The following is a 14,516-nucleotide window of genomic DNA, read 5'->3' as shown; positions in this document are numbered from 1 at the left end:
ATGATGAACGATGGCAGTTGCTCCAATATTTCTCCAAATTCAACCACCGCTACCCCATAAAGAGACGATGCCGCTTTGCGCTGCGCAGGGTATTGCTTGAGGTTTTCGATCTGGAAACCTTCAGGAGCGCAACATGACCACCGATCTGGAAGCCCGGCTACGCCGCTTGGAAGACCTGGAAGCGATTCGCACTCTCAAGGCGCGCTATCTGTTCAGTTGCGATCAGAAAGATCCAGAAGGCGTGCGGCAGTGCTTCGCTCCAGGCGAGGTGGAAATCGACTTCGGGCGCATCGGTGTCTTTCACCATCGCGACGCGTTGGTAAAGGTGTTTCAGGAGCTCGGCTGTCATGAGCACATCGTGGAGATGCATCATGGGGTCAACCCGCAGATCGAACTGCTCGATACCCATAACGCCGAAGGCATCTGGGGCCTCAAGTATTTTCTGATCAACACCCGCGACCAGCAAATGATTCAACTCGGCGCCTACTACGAGGACCGCTATCGAAAGATCGACGGTGAATGGAAGATCGCCAAGACCCGATGCGTGGTCACCTCGACATTGATCATGGGACTAGAGGAAGGATTGGCGAAAGTTCTATTTGCCGGGCGTCAGGCTCCGGTGGAAGTGGACGACCCGGGGCGGCAGGGGTAAGGAGCGGCAGTACACATTACCTCAGTGCTAACGCAGCATGGCGTTGAGGCAGCGAGGTGTTCTACTCTCTCATCAATTCTGCCACCTTTTCCCCAATCATCACCGAGGCGGCGTGGGTGTTGCCGGAGATAAGCGTCGGCATGATCGAAGCGTCGGCGACGCGCAGGCCCTCGATGCCGTGCACGCGTAGTTGAGGATCGACCACCGCATCGTCGCCGGTGCCCATGCGGCAGGTGCCGGCAGGGTGATGCACCGACTCCAGGTTCTTTCGAATCGCTTGCAGCAGTTCTTCGTCACTCTCGATGCCGGCCAGGGGCGGCAGTTCCGCCTCGAGGAAATCCGCCAGGGCCGGCTGGGCGAAGATATCGCGCAGCTTGTGCAGGGCGCGCAGTTGAAACTGCTGATCTTCTTCTCGGCTCAGATAGTTGAAACGAATCGCCGGGGCCTGGTCCGGTCGGGCGCTGTGAATATGCACGTTGCCCCGACTTCCCGGTCGCAATTGGCAGATGCTCGCACAGACGCCGGGAATCGGTGTCAGCTTGCCGGTATCGTCCGCCCGGGCAGCCGCCGCCGCAAAGTGAATCTGGGTGTCCGGCCGACTGGCTCGTGGGTCCAGACGTAGAAAGGCGCCGATCTGGGCCGCCGGATTGGCGAAGATGCCACGACGGCGCACCAGGTAGTCGAGCAGGGTCAGGGGCAGGCGCCGGGAGCGAATATGCTCGAAGTAGGAATCGCAGCCTCGGGTGGCGAAGTAAAGATAGCTGTTGGCGTGGTCCTGCAGATGCTCGCCGACGCCTGGCAGGTCCATTCGAACGGGAATATCCAGCGCTGCCAATCGGCTTGCCTGGCCGATGCCGGAGAGCTCGAGCAGCTTCGGCGAATTGAAGGTGCCGGCGCAAAGGACGATTTCTTCCCCGGCGTCGAAGCGCCTGTGCTGCCCTTTGAATGATCCTTCCACTGCCACCGCTCGACGGCCTTCAACAATCAGCCGCGCGGCCTCGAAGCCAGTAACCACGTGAAGATTGCTAGGTTTGACACCGCGACGCAGAAAAGCCCGGGCGCTGCTGTGGCGCCGGCCCCGGGCGATGGTGGCATCGAAGTAGCCCACGCCTTCCTGCACAGGGCCGTTGAAATCCGTGTTGCGGGGAATACCCGCTTGCTCGGCGGCAGCGATAAAGGCATCCCCTACCGGCATCTTGCAGGTCACCGGGGTAATGTTCAGCGGCCCGCCGCTGCCGTGATAATCGCTCGCTCCATTCCAGTGATGCTCGGAGCGCTTGAACAGCGGCAGCACGTCTTCGAAGGCCCAGCCCGGATTGCCCGCCTGCGCCCAGCCGTCGTAGTCCTCTCTCTGACCACGGATATACACCATGCCATTGATGGTGCTGCAACCGCCCAGCACCTTGCCCCGGGGCAGCGCCACGCGCAGGCCGTCCAGATGCGGCTCCGGTTCGCTCCGATAGCCCCAGTTGCTCGGCCCTTCGCCGAGCAGGGAGGAAAAGCCGATGGGCATGCGCATGGCGAGCTTGTTGTCGCGTCCGCCGGCCTCCAGCAGCAATATCTGGGCGTCGCTGTTCTTGGCCAGGCGATAGGCGGCGGCACAGCCCGCAGAGCCGGCGCCCACCACGACATAGTCGTAGCGTTGTGTCATGTGAGGCTACTCCACCACCGCCGCGCTGTAGGCCACCGGCCCACCCAGGGCATCGCGATAGGACGGCGGCTGGCTGCCGTCGAGGTCCGTCACGCCATATTCTCGGGCCAGTTCCGCGGCGTAATGCACCTGGCCGGAACGTTCTAGTCGTTTTGAATCCGCGTAGAGCGCCGTCAGCACCCGACCGGCAAACTCCACGGATTCTGGCACTACCGGGCCGTACTTTTCCGGCTCTGCGCCCAGCACTGCCTGAGTACGCTCCGTGGCCACTACCCCAAGCCATAGCGAGATGGTCGCGACGTTATACGGTCGCAGCTCGTGAGCCATATCAAAAGCCATCTTGTCCACTCCCGCCTTGCCGGCGCCGTAGGCCGGGCCGTGCATGTAGCAACGCGCCCCGGGAGCCGAAGTGAAGACGATCAGCCCGCCCCGCTTTATCATCAAGGGCGCGGCGTAATAACTGCTGACATAGGAAGAGCGCAGCCCCACATCGAGCAGCGCGGTCATGTCCAGCGGCTTTTCCCAGAAGGAGCCGGGGCGTACCAGAGCGTCCGGTACCGTCAGGGCGTTGTTGACCAGAATGTCGAGTTGGCCTTGTTCCGCAGCGATGCGCTGGAACAGCGCTTCTACCTGGGCATCGTCTGCGTGATCGCAGGCCACGGCGATGCCCTGTCCGCCTGCTTGAGTCACCGCCTCCGCGGTGGCGCCCACGGTACCGGGCAACGGCGCCTGACCTTCTTCCAAAGTGCGCCCGGTAACATAGACCGTGGCCCCTTCGCGGCCCAGGGCCAAGGCGATGCCTCGCCCCACCCCGCGACTCGCCCCGGTAACCACGCAGACTTTATCTTTCAGGCGCTGGCTAGCTGCTTGCATTTCCACCTCTCAACGCGCTCAGCGATAGAGAATCACCAGATCATTGATCACCGAGGGGCGCTCCTGGCCCACCACATGGGTATGCACTTCCAGGGTCACCTGGGTGCCCTTGCGGGTGGGCTCCGCATCCTTGACCCGGGCCCGGGCATGGACTTTCGAGCCCACCGGCACCGGCGCCGGGAAGCGCAGCCGATCCGAGCCGTAATTGACCATGGTGGAAAAACCGGTCAGCTCGAAGTCCAGCGGAATCTTGAGTCGCGACTGCAGGATCTGCACCAGGGCGCCGTGGGCGATGGTGGTGCCGTAGGGGCTTTCCCGCTTGGCTCGCTCCGGGTCCGTGTGCAGCCAGTAGTCGTCGCCGGAAAGCTCGGCGAAGCGGTTCACCAGTTCCTGGTCGATGGTCAGCTCGTTGCTCCAGTCGCCGAATTTGCCGGTCACCAGGCTCGCCAGGGCCGGGCCGTCGTCAAAGGGCACCTGCTTCTTGCCGTCCACGCCGGCTTCCAGACTGGGCGTCTCATCCCGTGTGGTTTCTCGGTTCGGGGCGGTGAAGCGCAGCAGGGTATCGCCCTTGGCGTTGACCTTGGCGAACACCGGCGCCAGCGTCATACCAACTTCGATTTCGTCTTCTGCAAGCCCCACCAGGGTGGTGTTGAGACGCACGCCCTCGTCGAGCTCTACCACCGCCATCGCCTGAGGCGCTTCGTCGGCGAACTCCGGCATGGTGGGAATGCGCGCCAGGGTGTAGCTGTAGAGCGTGCCCTGGCCGGAAACTTCCTGCCAGCTCAGCTGATGAGAAAAGCAATGGGTGCAGTGGCGTCGTGGGTAGAACACCCAGGTCTGACAGTCGTCGCAGCGTGGCAGCTGAATTTTTCCTTGCTTCAGGCCGTCCCAGAACGGGCGGCTGATGTCCGTTGCGATCGGCAGCGGTTTTTGCATGGCCATGGTCTTAGCTCCCTTGCAGAATCAATGCGCCCTGTTCACTCATCACCCCACCGGTGCCGGAAACGAACACCTGATCGCAGCGTTTGAGCTGGCGATCCTCGGCGCGTCCGGCGATCTGAGTGAAGGCTTCGATGACCTGGGACATGCCCCCGGCGGCGGCGGCCTGGCCGAAGCTCAGCTGGCCGCCGTGGGTGTTGAGCGGGAAATCCCCGCGCCAGGTCAGGTCGTGCTCCCGCACGAAGGCCATGCCCTCGCCCTTGGGGCAGAAGCCTGCATCCTCCAGAGTGAGCAGTACGGTGATGGTGTAGCAGTCGTAGAGCTGCGCCGCGTCCATGTCCGAAGGCTTGACGCCAGCCATGGCGAAGGCCTTGCGGGCGGCGGGGCCGATCGGCGTCTCGGTCATCTCCTGGGCATAGGAAGGCGACTTGAAGGCCAGGCGTTCGCCGAAGCCCTTGATGAAAGCCGGGCGATTGCGAGTGCGTGCTGCCACTTCCTTGGAGGTGACGATCACCGCTGCACCACCGGCCACCGGCATGACGATTTCCAGTACGCGCAGCGGATCGGCGACCAGCTTGCTGGCCAGGACATCGTCCACACTCAGCGGCTGACCGTGGAAGATTGCCTGGGGGTTGAACTGGGCATTGGTGCGCTGGTCCGCAGCGATCTTGGCCATGGCCCGAGGATCGTAGCCGTAGCGGGCCGCGTAGCGCTGGGCGATCATTGCGTAGCCGGTGTTCTGGCCCATGTGCCCGTAAGGTAGATCGAACTCCGCTTCCGGCGCGCCGAAGGCGGTGCTGTGGCCGCCATAGCGCATGGCCTTGGCCATCCAGCTCGGGTCCTCGTCCGGGCCGAAAGGCGCCATGCGCGCCGGCAGCACGCAGAGCACCGCTTCGCACAGGCCCATCTCGATGGCAGCGGCGGCGCGCCATACCATGCCCACCGGGGTGCAGCCACCCAGATCCACCACCTCGGCAAAGTTGACGTTGATACCCAGATATTCCGCAGCCATGGCCGGCACGAATACCGAGGCCTCGTGAAAGTGCGGGCCATTGATCACCAACCCGTCTAGCGCACTTGCCTCCAGTCCTGCGTCAGCCAGCGCCCGGGCAGCCAGATCCGCCACCTGTTCCAGATGAAACATTTGCGGCGCGGTCTGGTATTTCTCCGGCTTGTACTGGGCCGCCCCGACGATGGCGGCGTTGCCTGTCAGTCCCGTCATGTGTCCTTCCTCGTTATTCTGTTAGCACTCAGCCGCGAAACGCCGGCAATCCCAACTCTTCGAGCAGTTCGGGAGTGTAGGGGCGATAGGTGCCGGCCCTGTCATCGCGAACATAGAGCGGATCATTGCACAGCGCGGGGTCGTAGCCCTGACGCTGCAGGTCCACCTTGCGCAGCTTGAAGGTGGTGGTCATGTCCGCGGCGGCGGAGACCCGCACGAACAAGGGTGCTGCGTAGCGCGGCACCCGCGCCTCGGTCAGCGCGTAGAAGGCCTCGGGATCAAATTCTTTCCCCGGCTGCATGACGATGGCCGCCATGCCGGCGCGACCTTCGTGCTGCGGCACCTGCACCCCGTAAACATTGATCAGCTCGAGCCCGGCAAAGTCGTCCAGGGCCGCCGCCACCTCCTGGGTGGAGACGTTCTCGCTTTTCCAGCGGAAGGTATCGCCGATGCGATCGACGAAGTAGAAGTAGCGATCCGCGTCGTAGCGCAGCAGGTCGCCGGAGCGCCAGTAGGCGTCGCCTTCCTGAAAGACGTTGCGCAGAACCTTCTGCTCCGTAGCCTCGGTGCTGGTATAGCCCTCGAAGCGCGCCTGGTCGAGGATCATGCCGATACCTTCACCTACTTCGCCTTCTTCGCAAGGAATGCAGAAGCCGTTCTCGTCCCGCAGATGGGTATCCCGCTCCACGTCATAGCGAATCAGCCGGAAGTTGGTCTTGTTCCAGTCCGGCACCCGACCGCAGGAGCCGACGCGATTGTCCACGTTGATCAGGTTGGTGTTGGCTTCGGTGGCGCCCCAGCCCTCGAAGATGTCCATCTCGCCAAAACGTGCCACCCAGCGCTGCCAGATATCCGGCGTCAGCCCCGCCCCCATCATGCAACGCAGGGAATGGGCGTTGGGCTCGGCGTCATGGTTGAGCAGATAGCGGCAGATCTCGCCGATGTACTGGCACACGGTGATCCCGTAGCGCTCTACGTCCGTCCAGAATTCCCGGGTGCTGAACTTGCGTCGCAGGGCGATGGCCGCCCCCGCCTTGAGGGCAGTGGAAGTCACCGAGGTGGCGGCGGCGCCGTGATAGAGCGGCAGGCAGCAGTAGAAGACGTCCTCGGAAGTGGCGTGTATGGTCTCTTCCATCACGTCGCCGGAAGAGAGCCAGCGCATATGGCTGTACACCGCCGCCTTGGGCAGGCCGGTGGTGCCGGAGGTGAAGATCAGCAGCGCCGGGATTTCCGCTGTGATACCGGCGCGCACCTCCTTGGGCAGCGGCGACGAATCCGCCTTTTCCAGCGCCGCATCGAAGCTGCCGTCCACTCGGGAAGGCACCTCGGCGAGGGGCTCGCGCTCCCCGTCCGCCAGCAGCCATAGCGGCACTTCTGGCAGGGTGTTGGTGGCAAGGAAGTTGTCCAGGCATTCCTGGCCGACGATTGCCGCCTTGGCCCGAGTGGTGGTCAGGGCGTGAGCCAGGGCCTCGCCGTTGATCTGGGTATTGATGAAGGCGGCGGCCACGCCGAGCTTCGCCATGCCGAACCAAACGTAGAAAAAAGCTGGGCGGTTTTCTAGGGCCATTGCGCAGACATCGCCGGCCTCGAGGCCACGATCTTTCAGCACCCGAGCGATCTGATTGGCTCGGGCATCAATCTCGGCGTAGCTGAAACGCTCGCCGCCATACATCAAAAAAGGCCGATCTGGGGAGCGCTCCACCCGAGCCTCGAATCGATCAGCGATGGTGTAGGCGTCGTTCGGCTTGAGAGTGATCGCCTGAGCACGCCGGTCCATCTTGGCCTGGGTTTCCGCGAGGGTCGTCATCGGCGTTGGCAAACTCGACGCCGTCCTACTGTGCGCCAAAGTAACGCTATCGTGTTGTGGATTCATGAGATACGGACTCCATAGACCGGACGCCTAGCGCACCCGGATACGCGGTGCCGGGGCGCCCCGACGCATGGTGGTCAAAAAATGTTCAAGAGGCGCCGGGGTCGCTACTTCCGGTAAGCTCTCCTTGTCCGGTCGTGTGGCCCAGAACTCCTGCCAGCTGGGGAAGAGATCGTGAAAGGTGCCGACATAAGGCTCGCGCCCAGGCCAGCGCATCTTCATGTCACCGATCGGCGGCTTGTTGAGATCGCTGGCGTACCAGTAGCAGGGCAGGCGCCGGCGGAAATACCAGCGGCCATCGATGCGCTCATAGTCGTCCCAGTAGAGCATCTGCATGATCACCCACTCGGCGCCGGTCTCATGCTCGTTCTTGGAGTAGACGACCCCCACGGCGTGATCCTCGTCCGTGAGCTCGATGATGTGCTGACCGATGTGATGAGAAGTGCCGGTAAACTGATGGCGCAGGGTATCGTCCACCCAGGCCTTCAGATGTTCCCGCCCCACACGCTCGCGACCGACGCGAATGTCCGGCGCGAACAGGCCGACATGGGCATCCAGATCGCGCATGTCCAACGACAGCGCATACTTGCCCGCCAGCTGGCGAATCTCGTCGATGGCTTCGAGACGCGCCAGACGCGCCGCTAGGTTCGGTTGATCCTGATTGAGCATGACGCGCCTCGTCTCAGATGAAGACCATGCCGCCGTTGACGGCGACGTTCTGGCCGGTCATGAAGCTGGCATCGTCACTGGCTAGAAACGACGCCACTCGGGCCACTTCCTCTGCCTCGCCCATCCGTCCCAGCGGAATGGCCTTGACCATCTGCTCCATCCAGTCTTTGGGAATGCCCACCATCATTGGCGTGTTGGTGGGGCCGGGCACCAGGGTGTTGACGCGAATGCCGTGAGGCGCCAGCTCCCGAGCGATACTGCGAGTGAACCCCATGACCCCGGCCTTTGAGGCGCAGTAGTGGCTGGGGCCTTCCCCGGAGAGCACCGCGGAACTCGAGACGTTGATGATCACCCCCCTTCCCCACCTTGTTGCATCAGCCGCGCACCTTCCCGGCTACACAGGAAGGTGCCGGTGAGATTGACGCCGATCACCCGCGCCCAGTTTTCGTCCGGGGTTTCCAAAAACTCGTCCACGGACCCGGTGCCGGCGTTGTTGACCACCACATCCAGGCGTCCGAAGCGCTCGATCACAGCTGCCATGGCCTTTTTCACCGCAGCGCTATCGGCGATATCACAGGCCATACCAATGGCGTTCTCGCCGACGGCCTGAGCGGTTTCCTCCGCCGCTGACTGATTGATATCCAGGGCCGCTATCTGGGCGCCCTCTTTCGCGAAACACTCGACGATGGCCCGGCCCATCCCTTGTCCTGCGCCGGTGACCACGACCACCTTGCCTTGATGCTTCATAGCGCTCTTCTCCACGATCCGGTGAAACAGTTTTGATGACGCCATGATCGAAGGAGCGTGTCGCGGAAGAATCGTCCAATAAGACTAAGCGAGAAATTTATCGCTACCGGCTCAATTGTGCCTCTGGTCTAAATGGACGATGCCTAGGATCCAGGCGCGCCAGAGGATGGATCGCAAAGATAGCGACCCGAGGAGACGCCCGCATGGCTGCACAGGATTTTCCCTTGCCGGAAGGCACTATGTCGACGTGAAAAGCACGCAGCTAGACGCCCCCTTGCGCCTGCACTATCTGGACGAAGGCGAGGGCCCGGTGGTGGTCTGGCTGCACGGCAGCGGCCCCGGCGCCAGCGGCCATAGCAACTTCAAGGGCAACTACCCGGTCTTCGTCGAGGCGGGCTTTCGCAATATCGTGCTGGATCTGCCCGGATTCGGTCGCTCCGACAAGCCTGCGGACGCGCAATATCATCTCGACTTCTTCGTCGAGACTCTGAACGGCCTGCTCGAGGCGCTGGATATTTCCCGTTGCACCCTGCTGGGCAACTCCCTGGGCGGCGCCATTGCCCTGGGCCAGACCCTGGCTCATCCGCAGCGCACCGAGCGGCTGATCCTGATGGCCCCGGGGGGCGTGGAGGCGCGGGAAACCTATTTCCAGATGGAAGGCATTCAGCGCATGGTGGAAGTCTTCGGCCGCGGCCCCATGGGCATCGAAGAGATGCGCGAGGTAATGACCCTGCAGCTTTTCGATTCCTCCCAGCTCGATGATGAACTGCTTGCGGAGCGCGCCGCGGTGGCCCCGACCCAGCCCGCCAACCTGTTCTCCACCATGATGGTGCCGGACATGACCGAGCGTTTAGGGGAACTCGACTGCCCGATGCTGGGCTTCTGGGGCATCAACGACCGGTTCAATCCGGTGGGCGGCACTCACAAGTTCCTCGAGCATGCCCCCCAGGCGCGCTTCTTGCTGCTCAATCGTTGCGGCCACTGGGTACAGGTGGAGCACACGGACCTGTTCAACCGGACGTGTCTGGATTTCCTGCGCCACGACTAGGCTGTCGTTCACGATCTACGAATCGCCACTCAAAGAACAAGAGACTCCGTGATGCCTGACTATCGAAACCTGCTCGCTCCCGGATGCATCGGCAGCATGGAACTAAGGAACCGCATCGTGATGGCGCCCATGGGCTCCAACTTCGCCGAGGCTGACGGTCACTGCGGCGAACGTATCCAGGCTTACTACGAGGCTCGCGCCGAAGGTGGCGCGGGGCTTTTGACCATGGGCGTGTGCGCCGTGGCCTATCCGGCGGGTACCGCCGAGCCTTATCAGGTCGGCGTGTCCTCAGACGAATTCATACCCGGCTTGCAACAGCTGGCCCAGCGCGTGCATCGCCACGGCGCGAAAATTTCCATGCAGTTGCAGCACGCGGGCAAGACGGCCATCCGCGACATGGCCCAAGGCCGTGAGCTATGGGTGCCCTCGATGCCGCCGGCGACCAAGACCAACATGTTCGACGCCTTGACCCAAGAAGAGCTCGGCGCCTTTATCAGCTCCGCAAAAAGCCGAGAAGGCGGCGGCGTGAAGATACGCGTCATGGATCAGGCAGACATTAAACAGATGGTGGAGTGGTTCGCCGCCGCGGCGGAACGAGCCAAGCGCGCCGGCTTTGACGGGGTCGAAATCCACGCAGCACATACCTACATCATCGCTGGCTTCCTTTCCCCCTACTACAACCAACGCGACGACGACTACAACGGCAGCCTGGAGAACCGCGCCCGGCTGCTCCTGGAGATCATCGCCGAGATTCGTGTCCGGGTCGGCGACGACTACCCGGTATGGCTGCGCCTGGACGCGGAAGAAGTTCGCACCCCCGGCGGTATCACCCTGAAAGATGCCATCGCCGTGGCAAAGCTCGCCGAAAAAGCCGGGGTCGATGCGGTCAGTGTTTCCGCCTATGCCAACGTCAGTCGGGGTGATGCCCTCACGGAAGCCCCCATCGTCGACAAACCCGGCGGTTTTCTTGACTGGGCGGCGGCTTTCAAGGCCAAGCTCGATATCCCTGTCATTGCCGTGGGACGCCTTGAGTTTCAGAACGCGGATAGCGCCATCGCGGAAGGCAAATGCGACTTCGTGGCCATGGCTCGCAAGCTGTTGGCGGACCCGGACATTCCGCGCAAGCTCGCAGAGAATCGTCCTCAGGACATTCGCCCCTGTGTTTACTGCTATGCCTGTGTAAGCCAGATATTCGTCAACGAGCGGGTCAAGTGCGCGGTCAACCCGATGACAGGTCACGAAGCGGAACTCAAGATCGTGAATGCGCAGGGCTCCCATCAAGTGCTGGTGGTAGGCGGCGGCCCCGCGGGTATGGAAGCGGCGCGAGTGGCGGCACTGCGCGGCCATCGGGTGACGCTGGTCGAACGCGGTCAGCGCCTGGGCGGCACCCTGTTCTTCGCCACCCTCGCCTATCCGGCCAACGGCGCGCTGCTCGACTATCTCCGTGAACAGGTACGCCAACTGCCCATCGAGGTGCGCCTCAACACCGAGGCTACCCCGGAGCTGATTCGCGAGCTCAAGGCGGACGAAGTGATCGTCGCCAGCGGCGCCAAGCGTGAACCACCGGCAATTCCCGGCGCGCACCAGCGCCACGTCTGGTCCGGGGACGAGCTGCGCCTGATGCTCACCGGCGAAGGCGAGGAAATCGCCAAGCGCAAGCTGAGCATGACCCAGCGCATGATGCTCAAATCCGGCAGTCTGGCTGGTGTGACCGGCAGCACCGAGGCCATGCAGAAACTCTCCAAGCTGTGGATGCCTCTGGGCAAACGGGTCGCGATCATCGGCGGCGGTCTGGTCGGGCTCGAACTCGGCGAATTTCTGGTGGCTCGAGGCCGCCAGGTCACGGTACTCGAACCCGGCCCCTATCTTGGCAAGGAGCTTTACATCGTGCGCCGTTGGCGAGTGCTGAATGAACTCGAACGCCACGATGTGAAGATGGAGAAAAACGTCCAGATCGACTCAATCGGCGACAAGGCAGTGCACTACATCGACGCTGAAGGCATCTCTCAAGAAGCCCCCTGCGACTCCGTGGTACTGGCCCTTGGTGCCGAACCGGATGACCGCCTCGCTAACTCCCTGAAAGCCGCCGGCGTGCGTGTTACCCGTATCGGCGACGGCGAGCATTTGGGCTATATCGAAGGTGCCTGCGCTCCGGGCTGAAGGCGGGGATGGAAGTGTAGGGTGAATCGCCACTAGTCCAGAAGCCTTACGGGTGCATCCATATCCTCATGCAACACACGAACAACAAGCACCTCCGGACCAAGCACTTGATAAAAAACAGCGTGATGCTCGACCTGCAATCTACGATACCCAGGAAGAACATGAGCATAGTTCGTGCCAAGTGACAGATAATTTATCAGCTGTTTCATTCCTGTCTCTAACTGATCCAGGTATTTATCCGCCTGATCAACACTCCATTCTTCGCAGGTATATATCCAAATACCGATGAGGTCCGATTCCGCCTTCGGTGTGATATTCAGCTTGAGCACTAATTGACCGCCTTCATTCGCTTACGGCCAGCCGCCTTGATAGCGGATATATCAAGCGGCTTGGGTTTTCCGCTTGACTCACCATCAGCGAGGGCATCCCTCAGCATGGCAAGACGTTCTTTGGCCTGCTGATCTCTTCGTATGAGATCGCGGATATACTCACTATCATTGCCATAGTGCCCGCTTTCAATTTGGCCTTTCACCCAGTCGTCTTGTTGTTCAGTCAGCGTGATTGTTTTCCGGTGCATGCTCATTGCTAGTGCTCCTAATCGCAACAGAGGTATGACAATATCATATCGCTAGCTTGCATCGAATCAATGCTCGACTTCTTATCGCACAACAGTGATAAGACGGAACGCACTATTATTGGATTCGCGTGCCGACATGCTTTGCTGGAATCAACAATACTGGCAGCAGCATTTGATGCCTGCATGATGTGAAAGCTGTTGCACGCGTGTTTTCGGGCTCGGTGATTCCACGTAGCCTGAGACAATCGCCCCTCAATAGGGCCCACTACGCTTCGCCTGATCGATTTCGAGCATCCCGAAGAAGCCGCCCGCTAGCGTGCCATCAACGACGATGTCATGAGCGACGTTTCCGAGAACGAGATGCGCGCCGAGCCAGATATCGGTGTCTTCTCCGGCGAGCTGGCCCTGGAAAATGGCGGCGGTTTCGCTTCGGTACGCCGGACGCTGCAGGAGTATCGCCTGGCAGGCTACAAGGGGCTGCGGACAGAAACCCGCGGCGATGGCCGCCATTATCAGCTGCGCCTACGTACCCACCGGCTGTTCGAGTTTGGCAAGACTTACGTACTCAAGTTTTCTGGCAGTTCTCGAAGCGACATCCGCAGGAAACCTTTTTTGTCTTCCTTTGGGGTAAAACTCTTGAGCTCGTTTATCAGCGAAGAATTCGTTCGTACATCATGATGTGTTTTGTCACGTGATGCGTGTCAATAGTTCGAGGAACGACTGCATAACGCCAATATTCAGCGGCGGCCCTTGCGTAGCGATTGCGTAGCGAACGGAGATAAGGGCCTCCGCGCCGCGCCTGGTTAGCTACTCTCAAGCATGTAAGCGCGTAGCTGTCGCTCCTCTCGCATGACATACAGAATAAAAACCTGGCTCTCATCATCACGATAAAAAATGCGACATGGTGGCACCACTACCTCCCGGTATACGGAATTGGGTAGCTCAGGAGGAATCCGTCCCGATTGGGGAAAATCTTCTAAGCGGTCGGTTTTATCGAAAACCGCTTCGACCAAACGGCTGGCTGCAGCAGGGTTATCAAGAGCGATGTACCCAGCGATGGCGTCTAGCTCCTGCAGCGCTGGGTCCGTCCAGATTATTTCAGCCATTTACTCATTTTCTTTTTGGCCTCGCTTTGACTGCACGTTCTTCCCTCAATTACGGCACGCTCTCCGCGTGAAAGCCCTTCAAGCAACTCTAGCCGGCGCTGCATAAACTCGTAATCCTGCACATCAACGAGATAAGCGGACGGCTTACCGTGTTCAGTGATCAATACCGGCTCACGCGATGAGTGCAGATCTGCCAGAATCTTTGTTGCTTGGCGCTTGAGATTCGTAACAAGCTCAATTTTCATAGCTTTACCCTGGACTAGACTGACAATGACACTACAGTATCACTTTTTGACCAAGACGATCACAGCTAACTTAACCCATTGATGATTAAACAATATCGACGATGTTTAACCTGTCAGGCGCCTTCCTCGGTGATGGTTATCATGCCCATGGTTTCCAGATCCGAGGCTCCCGCGTAACCTGACATAATTACCTCGACTGCCAGGAGCCCGTCATGCCTCGCCTGATCGATTTCCAGAATCCCAGCGAAGCAAATCATTGGCGTGCCATCAATGACGATGTCATGGGCGGTATCTCCACGAGCGAAATGCGCGCTGAATCGGGCGTCGGTGTCTTCACGGGGGAGCTGTCGCTAGAAAACGGTGGCGGCTTTGCTTCGGTGCGCCGGGAGCCGCAGAATTACCGGCTGGCGGGATATAGGGGCCTGCGGTTTGAGGCCTGTGGCGACGGTCGACGCTATCAGCTACGCCTGCGTACCCACAAGCTGTTCGAGGGGGCCGCCTACCGCGCCTTCTTTCAGCCACCGGCGAGGCAATGGCAGTACATCGACCTATATTGGGAAACGTTCGAGCCGGTGTTTCGCGGCCGGATGCTGGAGGATGCGCCACCCCTTGCTCCAGAAGATATCCGACAAATCGGCCTGCTGATAGCTGATCGGCGCGACGGACCGTTTCGCCTGGAGATCGCCGGCGTCGAGCCCTTACCGCTATCCTGAAGCAGACCCTAGCAAGTAAAGCAGCATGATTATCCTATAACACC

17 protein-coding genes are annotated in these 14,516 nt (G+C 60.9%); 5 read left to right on the top strand and 12 right to left on the bottom strand.

The window, feature by feature from the left end:
* Positions 1–133: 133 nt before the first annotated feature.
* Entirely contained in the window at positions 134–652 is a 519-nt protein-coding gene (locus CH74_RS08670) for a nuclear transport factor 2 family protein (RefSeq protein ID WP_048307070.1), read from the top strand.
* Positions 653–713: 61 nt separating this feature from the next.
* On the opposite strand, the gene CH74_RS08665 is transcribed toward CH74_RS08670, so the two are convergent.
* From CH74_RS08665 to CH74_RS19505, 8 genes are read right to left on the bottom strand one after another with little or no spacing between them, the layout of a single operon-like run.
* On the bottom strand, positions 714–2,303 hold the full coding sequence (locus tag CH74_RS08665; protein ID WP_048307069.1) for a GMC family oxidoreductase: 1,590 nt from the start codon (positions 2,301–2,303) through the stop codon (positions 714–716).
* Positions 2,304–2,309: 6 nt separating this feature from the next.
* Complete coding sequence (locus CH74_RS08660; protein ID WP_048307068.1) at positions 2,310–3,176, bottom strand: SDR family NAD(P)-dependent oxidoreductase; 867 nt, start codon at positions 3,174–3,176, stop codon at positions 2,310–2,312.
* Between the two features lie 18 nt (positions 3,177–3,194).
* A complete protein-coding gene (locus tag CH74_RS08655) occupies positions 3,195–4,118 on the bottom strand; it encodes an OB-fold domain-containing protein (protein WP_048307067.1) in 924 nt (307 codons plus the stop codon).
* Between the two features lie 4 nt (positions 4,119–4,122).
* Positions 4,123–5,337 carry a thiolase family protein gene (locus tag CH74_RS08650; RefSeq protein WP_048307066.1) on the bottom strand — a complete coding sequence of 405 codons (1,215 nt, stop codon included), beginning with the start codon at positions 5,335–5,337 and terminating at the stop codon, positions 4,123–4,125.
* 28 nt (positions 5,338–5,365) lie between these two features.
* The gene (locus tag CH74_RS08645; RefSeq protein ID WP_253273013.1) at positions 5,366–7,210 is read right to left on the bottom strand and encodes a long-chain-acyl-CoA synthetase; all 1,845 of its coding nucleotides are present in this window, start codon (positions 7,208–7,210) and stop codon (positions 5,366–5,368) included.
* Between the two features lie 27 nt (positions 7,211–7,237).
* Positions 7,238–7,876 carry a nuclear transport factor 2 family protein gene (locus tag CH74_RS08640; protein WP_048307064.1) on the bottom strand — a complete coding sequence of 213 codons (639 nt, stop codon included), beginning with the start codon at positions 7,874–7,876 and terminating at the stop codon, positions 7,238–7,240.
* A 13-nt stretch (positions 7,877–7,889) separates the two neighbouring features.
* Positions 7,890–8,228 carry an SDR family NAD(P)-dependent oxidoreductase gene (locus CH74_RS19510; protein WP_253273012.1) on the bottom strand — a complete coding sequence of 113 codons (339 nt, stop codon included), beginning with the start codon at positions 8,226–8,228 and terminating at the stop codon, positions 7,890–7,892.
* The gene (locus CH74_RS19505) at positions 8,225–8,623 is read right to left on the bottom strand and encodes an SDR family NAD(P)-dependent oxidoreductase (RefSeq protein ID WP_253273011.1); all 399 of its coding nucleotides are present in this window, start codon (positions 8,621–8,623) and stop codon (positions 8,225–8,227) included. Before CH74_RS19505 ends, CH74_RS19510 begins: the two co-directional genes overlap by 4 nt.
* Positions 8,624–8,870: 247 nt before the next feature.
* Here CH74_RS19505 and CH74_RS08630 point away from each other — a divergent pair, with 247 nt between their 5' ends.
* Together CH74_RS08630 and CH74_RS08625 are read left to right on the top strand one after the other, a co-directional pair.
* Positions 8,871–9,671 (top strand): alpha/beta fold hydrolase, encoded by an 801-nt coding sequence (locus tag CH74_RS08630; protein WP_048307063.1) that lies wholly within the window; start codon positions 8,871–8,873, stop codon positions 9,669–9,671.
* Between the two features lie 96 nt (positions 9,672–9,767).
* On the top strand, positions 9,768–11,831 hold the full coding sequence (locus CH74_RS08625; RefSeq protein ID WP_216594735.1) for an FAD-dependent oxidoreductase: 2,064 nt from the start codon (positions 9,768–9,770) through the stop codon (positions 11,829–11,831).
* A gap of 32 nt (positions 11,832–11,863) precedes the next feature.
* On the opposite strand, the gene CH74_RS08620 is transcribed toward CH74_RS08625, so the two are convergent.
* A complete protein-coding gene (locus CH74_RS08620) occupies positions 11,864–12,160 on the bottom strand; it encodes a type II toxin-antitoxin system RelE/ParE family toxin (protein ID WP_048307061.1) in 297 nt (98 codons plus the stop codon).
* Entirely contained in the window at positions 12,160–12,414 is a 255-nt protein-coding gene (locus CH74_RS08615) for a type II toxin-antitoxin system ParD family antitoxin (RefSeq protein WP_048307060.1), read from the bottom strand. Before CH74_RS08615 ends, CH74_RS08620 begins: the two co-directional genes overlap by 1 nt.
* 315 nt (positions 12,415–12,729) lie before the next feature.
* On the opposite strand from CH74_RS08615, the gene CH74_RS08610 reads away from it, so the two are divergent.
* Complete coding sequence (locus CH74_RS08610; RefSeq protein WP_301280850.1) at positions 12,730–13,086, top strand: CIA30 family protein; 357 nt, start codon at positions 12,730–12,732, stop codon at positions 13,084–13,086.
* A gap of 125 nt (positions 13,087–13,211) precedes the next feature.
* On the opposite strand, the gene CH74_RS08605 is transcribed toward CH74_RS08610, so the two are convergent.
* Together CH74_RS08605 and CH74_RS08600 are read right to left on the bottom strand one after the other, a co-directional pair.
* Positions 13,212–13,514 (bottom strand): type II toxin-antitoxin system RelE/ParE family toxin, encoded by a 303-nt coding sequence (locus CH74_RS08605; protein ID WP_048307059.1) that lies wholly within the window; start codon positions 13,512–13,514, stop codon positions 13,212–13,214.
* Complete coding sequence (locus tag CH74_RS08600; protein ID WP_048307058.1) at positions 13,502–13,759, bottom strand: type II toxin-antitoxin system Phd/YefM family antitoxin; 258 nt, start codon at positions 13,757–13,759, stop codon at positions 13,502–13,504. The genes CH74_RS08605 and CH74_RS08600 overlap by 13 nt, the downstream gene beginning before the upstream one ends.
* Before the next feature lie 212 nt (positions 13,760–13,971).
* On the opposite strand from CH74_RS08600, the gene CH74_RS08595 reads away from it, so the two are divergent.
* Positions 13,972–14,472 carry a CIA30 family protein gene (locus tag CH74_RS08595; protein WP_048307057.1) on the top strand — a complete coding sequence of 167 codons (501 nt, stop codon included), beginning with the start codon at positions 13,972–13,974 and terminating at the stop codon, positions 14,470–14,472.
* The last annotated feature ends 44 nt before the right edge of the window (positions 14,473–14,516 follow it).

The organism is Halomonas sp. PR-M31 (genome assembly GCF_001039575.1).
GTDB lineage: Bacteria > Pseudomonadota > Gammaproteobacteria > Pseudomonadales > Halomonadaceae > Modicisalibacter.
Note: the sequence above shows the minus strand (reverse complement) of the source record. Positions and strands in the feature narration are given on the sequence as shown.

Coding starts and splice junctions, on each gene's coding strand:
- CH74_RS08650 (WP_048307066.1), bottom strand. CDS start 5,337: ATGACGGGACTGACAGGCAACGCCGCCATCGTCGGGGCGGCCCAGTAC.
- CH74_RS08625 (WP_216594735.1), top strand. CDS start 9,768: ATGGAACTAAGGAACCGCATCGTGATGGCGCCCATGGGCTCCAACTTC.
- CH74_RS08645 (WP_253273013.1), bottom strand. CDS start 7,210: ATGAATCCACAACACGATAGCGTTACTTTGGCGCACAGTAGGACGGCG.
- CH74_RS08655 (WP_048307067.1), bottom strand. CDS start 4,118: ATGGCCATGCAAAAACCGCTGCCGATCGCAACGGACATCAGCCGCCCG.
- CH74_RS08615 (WP_048307060.1), bottom strand. CDS start 12,414: ATGAGCATGCACCGGAAAACAATCACGCTGACTGAACAACAAGACGAC.
- CH74_RS08670 (WP_048307070.1), top strand. CDS start 134: ATGACCACCGATCTGGAAGCCCGGCTACGCCGCTTGGAAGACCTGGAA.
- CH74_RS08660 (WP_048307068.1), bottom strand. CDS start 3,176: ATGCAAGCAGCTAGCCAGCGCCTGAAAGATAAAGTCTGCGTGGTTACC.
- CH74_RS08595 (WP_048307057.1), top strand. CDS start 13,972: ATGCCTCGCCTGATCGATTTCCAGAATCCCAGCGAAGCAAATCATTGG.
- CH74_RS08640 (WP_048307064.1), bottom strand. CDS start 7,876: ATGCTCAATCAGGATCAACCGAACCTAGCGGCGCGTCTGGCGCGTCTC.
- CH74_RS08605 (WP_048307059.1), bottom strand. CDS start 13,514: ATGGCTGAAATAATCTGGACGGACCCAGCGCTGCAGGAGCTAGACGCC.
- CH74_RS08665 (WP_048307069.1), bottom strand. CDS start 2,303: ATGACACAACGCTACGACTATGTCGTGGTGGGCGCCGGCTCTGCGGGC.
- CH74_RS19505 (WP_253273011.1), bottom strand. CDS start 8,623: ATGAAGCATCAAGGCAAGGTGGTCGTGGTCACCGGCGCAGGACAAGGG.
- CH74_RS08600 (WP_048307058.1), bottom strand. CDS start 13,759: ATGAAAATTGAGCTTGTTACGAATCTCAAGCGCCAAGCAACAAAGATT.